Here is a 7617-nt window from a genome sequence, read left to right on the forward strand (position 1 = left end):
ATGCAACTACAGAACCGGTAGCTTCAAACATTCTCCAAAAAAATTCTGCGGTCACCATATAAGACCGGACCTCCCTGTATGTTGTTGGAAATTTCAGGTCTTTACTAGACGTATTATAGCATATGAATCTATGAAACACAAGGCTGCAATAAACGCTGCCTTACAGCTTCATATAAAATGACCGATGCGGCGGCAGCCACATTCAGTGATTCCGCTTTACCCAGAATGGGAATGTGAAGTTTAACCTTAGCCCGCTGCAATAATTCTTTCTGTACGCCATTTCCCTCATTACCAAACACAACAGCGACAGGCATAGTTAAATCGCTGGAAAAGTATATTTCAGAATCTGTCAACGCTGTGGCCATTAAAGGAATATGATATTCACTTAATAATGCTACCAATTCACCGCAACCCAAACCTTCGATAATCGGTAAATGAAAGATGGACCCCATACCAGCCCTCACCGTCTTGCCTGAGAATAAATCGGCACTGCCTTTAGTCATCAATACTCCACTGCAGCCTGCCGCATCAGCCGTACGGATAATAGTCCCCACGTTGCCCGGATCCTGTAATCCGTCAAGTACTAGAATCAAAGGATTTTGCTTATTCAAAATTACGTCGTCAAACTGATACCGTTTTTTCCCCACCAGTACCATTAATCCTTGCGGCTGATCGGTATCTGTCACCTTACTGTAAATTGAATCCGACACCTGCATCACTTTGCAACTTGTATCTGCCTGTAACTGTTCGATCACTTGCCGTCCTCGTTCATGCAGATAGGCTTCCCTTGTAAACAGGCATACCGGAATCCTCCAGCCTGAGGCGATAGCTTCTTCCGCCAGCCGTAATCCTTCCGCGATAAACAAACCCGTACTCTCCCGCTTTTTCTTCTGTTTTAACCCCATTGCTAACTTTACATACTGATTCTGCGGACTTAGTATTCTTTCAATCACGGTTCACTCTCCAGCCTTCCAACGTAATTCCCTTAGGTATTCATCCATTCATTATAATCCTATGTGACTTATACGTCCAGACCAGCGGAAGCAACCTAAAAAGTACCCACCTTATTGTAGCACGAGGCAGGTACTTTTCAGGCTGTTCTCACATCGCTTTGGAAATGCAATTAAAATTCAGCATGTACTTTCGAACAGAATCCTTGACCCCTTTTTTAACCGCTGCCATAAGATGGATATAGTTAACCATATCAGGTTCTTTAGCAATTTCTGATCTTAATTTTTCACCGGCAACCAAAAACATATCCGTGGCAATATTGATTTTTGAAATTCCCGACTGAATCGAACTGCGAAAATCTTCCTTACTAAGCTTGGAGCCGCCATGCATAACCAAGGGAACATTAATCGTACTATTCAACTCATTAATCCGGGGAAAATTGAGTTTCGTATTCCCCCGATATGTTCCGTGATTATTCCCCACAGCCACTGCCAATGCATCAATTTTCGTTCTATCGACAAAATCAGCTGCGACAGTGGTGGGGACAATATTATCTTCTTTTATATCATTCACACCCTGGTAATAACCAACATAGCCCAATTCACCCTCGACAGAAATATCAAGAGAATGGGCTATGCGTGTGATTTCTTTCGTCCGTTTTAAATTTTCTTCAAACGCCAATGGCGAACCATCATACATGACGGAGGTAAATCCCCAGCGAATTGCCTTCATCACCCCTTCATAAGTGTGTCCGTGATCTAAATGCAAAGCTACAGGCACTGAAGTTTTTTGAGCGGCACGTATCATTGCGGCGCTTAGCAACTCGACATCAACAAATTTAAATAACCGTTCCGGAATGCCCAGTATCAGGGGAGTTTTTAGTTCTTCCGCAACCTCTACGACGGCTCCAAGCGTCTCAAAATTAAAAACATTAAATCCACCAACAGCATACTTCCGTTTACGTGCATCCTGAAGTAGTTCCCGCATAGTTACCAGGGCCAAGTTGAACTCCTCCTCTATATTTAAAATAGGCAGCTGTTAAATTATAATATTTTATTCGCTGGCAAGCAGGAAAACACCTGCGGCTTATCAAAATTTTTAGAAATTTTGCATTAATTCAATTACTAATATAAAGTTATTTCCATATTCCCTATATTTATACAAAAATCTCCGGATTTTCTAATCCGGAGATTTACAAACTATTGAAGTTGCTCTTTCGCAGCGGCAACTAACTTACCGAAAGCAGCCATATCAGCAACTGCTAAATCAGCAAGCATTTTGCGGTTCACTTCCACACCGGCTTTTTTCAAACCGTTGATTAATTGGCTGTATGAAATACCGTTCATACGGGCAGCAGCGTTAATACGGGCGATCCACAGTTTACGGAATTCGCCTTTTTTCGACCGCCGGTCACGTCGAGCATAATACAATGCTTTCATAACTGTTTCATTGGCTTTTTTAAACAACTTGCTCTTAGACCCTCTATAGCCTTTAGCCAGCTTTAGAATCTTTTTATGACGTTTATGTGCAGTCACGCCTTTTTTAACTCTTGGCATGTGCAATACCCCCTATTCAATATATGTTTAAATTTTATGCGTATGGAAGCATTTTGGAAACGCGATCATAATCTGATTTGCTAATCAACCCAGCTTTACGCAGATTGCGTTTACGAGCAGGAGATTTCTTTTCAAGGATATGGCTTTTGAAAGCCTTAGAGCGCTTAAACTCGCCAGTGCCAGTTACTTTAAACCGCTTGGCGGCGCTTCTACGTGTTTTAATTTTCGGCATTTTAGGGTCCCCCTTCTTAATTATGTGGCTTAGCGGATAAAATCATTATCATATTCTTTCCTTCAAGCTTAGGGTCACGCTCGACTGTGGCAATTTCTTTCAACTCAGCGGCCATTTTAATCAAAAGCTGCCTACCCAATTCCGGATGGGAAAGTTCCCGTCCACGAAACATAATAGTAACTTTTACTTTATCTCCATCTTGTAAGAACCGCTCAGCATTTTTCTTCTTAACACTAAAATCATGATCCTCAATATTAGGACGAAGTTTTACTTCCTTAACCGTGACAATTTTCTGCTTTTTCTTTGTCTCTTTGTCGCGTTTCTGCTGCTCGTATCTGAACTTGCCATAGTCCATAATGCGGCAGACAGGCGGTTTTGCTGTTGGTGCAACTTCCACCAGATCCAACTGCTGTTCACCTGCCAGCCGCATTGCATCACGGGTCGCCATAATACCTAATTGCTCACCCGTACTGCTTGTTACCCGAACCTCTCTGGCGCGAATTTCCTCGTTAACCTTTAAACTTTCTTTGCTAATTGCGACTCACCTCCTAAAAAATTATAATAAAATAAAAAACGAGTGGCATAAATCGCCACCCGCACCAATAGCAACACAATAAAAAGATTGCTGATTTTACCTTACGAACTGCCAAAGCGTTGTAAGGTGAGAAGCGGATGGCTTCTACTTGAGTATGTATTTACGCATTACTCACTTAGCTAGTTTAGCATCTGAATAAGACAATGTCAAGTCACTATTTCTTTTCCTTAATCTCGCTTAGCAAATTGGCAATAAATTTATCAATTGGCTGGGCACCAATATCGCCTGCTCCCCGTTTACGTACTGCGATATTCTTGTTTTCAGCCTCTTTGTCGCCAATAACCAGAATGTAGGGAATTTTCTCCAGTTGCCCCTGACGAATTTTATAGCCGATTTTTTCATTACGATCATCAACTTCCACGCGAATATCCTGCTCCCGCATGGCAGCTGCTAATTTATTGGCATAATCGACCTGACGATCCGTAATAGTAAGAATTTTAACCTGGACCGGCGCCAGCCAAGCGGGAAACGCTCCCGCATAGTGCTCAATAAGAATACCGATAAAACGTTCCAGACTTCCATAAGCGACCCGATGAATCATGACTGGACGATGCTTCTGCCCATCCTCGCCGATATAAGTAATATCAAATTTTTCCGGCATCAGCATATCCAATTGAATGGTTCCACACTGCCACGTCCGCCCGATTGAATCCTGCAAATGAAAGTCAATCTTCGGACCATAGAAAGCGCCGTCGCCTTCGTTAATTTTGTATGGCATACCCCGATCGTTTAATGCCTCTTTCAACGCATTCGTCGCTGTCTCCCACACTTCATCCGAGCCCATAGCATCCTCGGGTTTCGTGCTAAGCTCAGCATGATAAGACAAACCAAAGGTACTGTATATCTCATTAAATAAATCGATAACCCCTTGAATTTCACTCTTAATCTGAGACGGAAGCATAAAAATATGCGCATCATCCTGGGTAAAACTACGAACCCGCATTAACCCATGCAATGCTCCGGAAAGTTCGTGACGATGAACCAGTCCCAATTCAGCTGTACGCAGCGGAAGATCGCGATAACTGTGATGCTGAGTGCGATAAACCAATATTCCTCCCGGACAGTTCATCGGTTTTATCGCATAACCCTCACCGTCGATATTAGTAAAATACATATTTTCACGATAATGATCCCAGTGTCCGGATTGCTGCCAGAGCCGTTGGTGCAAAATAATTGGTGTCTTAATTTCCTGATATCCGTATTTCACATGCAGTTTGCGCCAAAAACTTTCTAATTCATTACGAATTACCATTCCTTTAGGATGAAAAAAGGGAAACCCTGGTCCTTCCTCCTGGATACTAAATAAATCCAGTTCACGGCCTAATTTACGATGGTCACGCTTTGCAGCTTCTTCCAGCATCGTCAGGTAGGCAGCCAAATCTGCCTTTTTCTCAAAAGCTGTACCGTAAATACGCTGCAGCATTTTACGTTTCTCATCACCCCGCCAATAAGCTCCGGCGATGCTCTGCAATTTTATTGCCTTAACTTTTCCAGTGGATGGTACGTGGGGCCCTGCGCATAAATCAACAAACTCGCCTTGCTTGTATAGAGATATCGCAGCATCTTCCGGTAAATCATAAATCAGTTCTAATTTGTATATTTCACCTTTTTCTTCAAATAGGCGAACAGCTTCCTCACGGCTTACTTCGAAACGTTCAATCGGCAGATTTTCCTTCACTATTTTTCCCATTTCAATTTGTATCTTATCTAAATCTTCCGGACTAAACGCAGTAGAAATATCAAAATCATAATAGAAGCCATTCGCAATAGCCGGTCCAATCGCTAACTTTACATCGCCATATAAACGTTTGACTGCCTGCGCCAAAATATGGGATGCGCTATGGCGAAGAGCGTCTTTACCTTCCTTATCTTCAAAAGTGACAAATTCAACCCTGGCATTTTTTTGCAGCGGATACTGCAAATCCACCACCCGTCCATCAACCTTTGCCGCCAGAACACTTTTCGCTAAACTACGACTAATGGACTCCGCTACCTGTAACAATGTGGTTCCCTGCTCTACCGCCCGCAAAGAACCGTCCTTTAATTCAACATTCACTGTGTTCATACAACTTCCCCTTTCACATTAAAAAAAATAAAACTCTCATCCCATAGGGACGAGAGTTTTTACCCGCGGTTCCACCCTGATTGACCAATAATAGCCCATCTTAATCCCAAATAACGGAAATCATCCCGGCTAAGCTTACTATTGGTTCAGCTTAACAGTTTAGAGGTGGTAATCATAATGGTGTACGTAAAAATGCTTTCAGCCGATGGCATCTTCTCTCTAAAACGCCGCTTACATTATTATCATGTCCTCTGCATCACTTTTAAAAGTATGATTTGACAGTAATTATATATTTTATCCTAACGATTGTCAATCATGACAACAAATTTACAAAAATTATTTTTTCCGACATATAGGGCATCCCTCGCACACAGCTACCCGGCCTTCAAAAATACTCTTAATCGTTTCGATTACATTTTGCGCGGCTGAAGGATTCGTACTATGAATCATGATATTATACGGTGAAATCGTGATTAATGCAGTAATCAGTAAATCCTCAGGATTAATTTCACTTTCATTAAGAAAATCGACAAATTGCTGATTGTTAATCGCTTTCCCTTCTATATCCAGTATCCTGAAATTTCCGTTATCGTTGAGCAGTACATGAACCTCTTCCACTTGCGGCTCTTGAATATCAACAAAATACCGCAATACCCTGATAAATTCCTTATATTCCAAATCCATCATCAAATCATCTACCGCACTGTCAACTATTTCCACCAATCGTTCTCGATATTCTTTCAACCTAAAATTAATAAATCCATCCAAAACTAATTCATGATGGTTATCCAGATAATCTACTATTTTTGTTAAAATAGTATTATGTCGTGTTGTACGACCAAAATCACTAAATACTTCATTATTGCTATTTAAATTTTTAAGGGTATTATCGTATACTATATTTTGTTCATCTGCACTAAAATAATAATAATTATGTTCAATAATTTTCTTTACGATTTTTTTTTCTTCCCTTAATATGATTAATTCCGCCAAAATTTTTGCAACATATGTCTTTAAAAGATTTTTAATTCGCTCATAATTACGAAAAGACAGCTCGCCCTCAATTACATTACAGCCCAAAAATGTATAGTTTCCTTTATTTATCTCATCAATTGCAACCCGAAATCCTTCTTGTTTAAGACTGATGCAATCTTGCTGCAATCTTGCCCGTATATCATCTGTTGTTCCTGTCAAGCCAACAGAAAGCAGTTTCACATTATCACTTCCTTCTTATCTATTATATGTACCAAGATTTATTTGCATACAAAATAAAAGCAGCCCAACAACAGGCTGCTTTTATCCTACTCATCAAATTACTAAATTAACCAATTCTAATTATTTGCTCTTTTATTGCTTTCAGCCATTCATCACGGCTGCTTAGAATAAACTTGATATGGAATCCTTTAATGGTAACAACTTTAATCACATTAGGAATAATTCCAAAGGTCTTTGCCGGATTAATTTCTCTAATATGGGTCAACGGTATTTCTTGAAGAAATTTCCGACTGATATCCAGTATATAGCCAACAAAAACCAATCGATCATTTGTTAAATAAAGGGCTCCGTGATAAGCCTCTTTATCGCAATAGGCATTAGCAAGACCTTTTTTTAAAATTCGTTCCTGTTCTTCCAAAGGAAAACTATACACGTTATCTCTCCTACCATAAAATAAATTAAGTTATGCTATTCGACAGCATAACTTAATTTTCCTACCATCTCTGTTATTTTATACTCCTGCAGGCCAAAGGCTGGATCAATTTAAATAGCTCATCGCTCATAGCAAAAAAGCACTCACATTGTGAGTGCCCTCTTAACTGGCAACTATCTATCCTCCCAGGCCGTTTCCAACCAAGTACTTTCGACGTATATGGGCTTAACTACTGTGTTCGGTATGGGAACAGGTGGAACCCCATAGCTATCGCCACTGGATATTTTGTTCAGGTGAACATCCCGAAGGTATATTCCCTGAAAACTTCACAGAAGAAAGTGTTCGCATTTTAGTTATTAGCAACGAAGTTGCTAACTATTTTTTTAAGTCAAGCCATCGGCCTATTAGTACCAGTCAGCTGCATCCATTACTGGACTTACACATCTGGCCTATCAACCTTGTGTTCTACAAGGGGCCTTACTAGATTACTCTATGAGAGACCTCATCTTAAGGCTGGTTTCACGCTTAGATGCTTTCAGCGTTTATCCTTTCCGGACGTAGCTACCCAGC

At 40.7% G+C, this 7617-nt stretch carries 8 protein-coding genes, 2 rRNA genes and 2 other annotated features; all 10 genes read right to left on the bottom strand.

Translation table 11 applies throughout. The annotated features are described in order from the left end of the window. Positions 1-128 precede the first annotated feature (128 nt). Positions 129-953, bottom strand: a complete 825-nt coding sequence (locus ABFC84_05620; GenBank protein ID MEN6412233.1) for an RNA methyltransferase — start codon at positions 951-953, stop codon at positions 129-131. Positions 954-1101: 148 nt separating this feature from the next. Beyond that, positions 1102-1953, bottom strand: a complete 852-nt coding sequence (locus ABFC84_05625) for a class II fructose-bisphosphate aldolase (GenBank protein MEN6412234.1) — start codon at positions 1951-1953, stop codon at positions 1102-1104. A gap of 197 nt (positions 1954-2150) precedes the next feature. Further along, entirely contained in the window at positions 2151-2507 is a 357-nt protein-coding gene (gene rplT / locus ABFC84_05630; GenBank protein MEN6412235.1) for a 50S ribosomal protein L20, read from the bottom strand. 34 nt (positions 2508-2541) lie between these two features. Beyond that, positions 2542-2739: a 50S ribosomal protein L35 gene (gene rpmI / locus ABFC84_05635; protein MEN6412236.1), complete on the bottom strand. Its 198-nt coding sequence runs from the start codon at positions 2737-2739 to the stop codon at positions 2542-2544. A gap of 16 nt (positions 2740-2755) precedes the next feature. Beyond that, positions 2756-3274, bottom strand: coding sequence for a translation initiation factor IF-3 (gene infC / locus ABFC84_05640; protein MEN6412237.1), 519 nt, complete (start codon positions 3272-3274; stop codon positions 2756-2758). A 24-nt stretch (positions 3275-3298) separates the two neighbouring features. After that, positions 3299-3430: a sequence feature (ribosomal protein L20 leader region), on the bottom strand. 58 nt (positions 3431-3488) lie between these two features. Next, positions 3489-5399, bottom strand: a complete 1911-nt coding sequence (gene thrS / locus ABFC84_05645) for a threonine--tRNA ligase (GenBank protein MEN6412238.1) — start codon at positions 5397-5399, stop codon at positions 3489-3491. Between the two features lie 42 nt (positions 5400-5441). Next, positions 5442-5665 (bottom strand) — a binding site (T-box leader). 70 nt (positions 5666-5735) lie between these two features. Then, positions 5736-6614 (bottom strand): putative sporulation protein YtxC, encoded by an 879-nt coding sequence (gene ytxC, locus ABFC84_05650; GenBank protein MEN6412239.1) that lies wholly within the window; start codon positions 6612-6614, stop codon positions 5736-5738. Positions 6615-6720: 106 nt separating this feature from the next. Then, positions 6721-7047 (bottom strand): GRAM domain-containing protein, encoded by a 327-nt coding sequence (locus ABFC84_05655; GenBank protein ID MEN6412240.1) that lies wholly within the window; start codon positions 7045-7047, stop codon positions 6721-6723. Positions 7048-7211: 164 nt separating this feature from the next. Further along, positions 7212-7328: ribosomal RNA gene (rrf, locus tag ABFC84_05660) — 5S ribosomal RNA — on the bottom strand. A 103-nt stretch (positions 7329-7431) separates the two neighbouring features. After that, positions 7432-7617: ribosomal RNA gene (locus ABFC84_05665) — 23S ribosomal RNA — on the bottom strand; the annotation flags it as partial.

The sequence above is a fragment of the Veillonellales bacterium genome, assembly GCA_039680175.1.
Classification (GTDB): Bacteria; Bacillota; Negativicutes; order JAAYSF01; family JAAYSF01; genus JBDKTO01.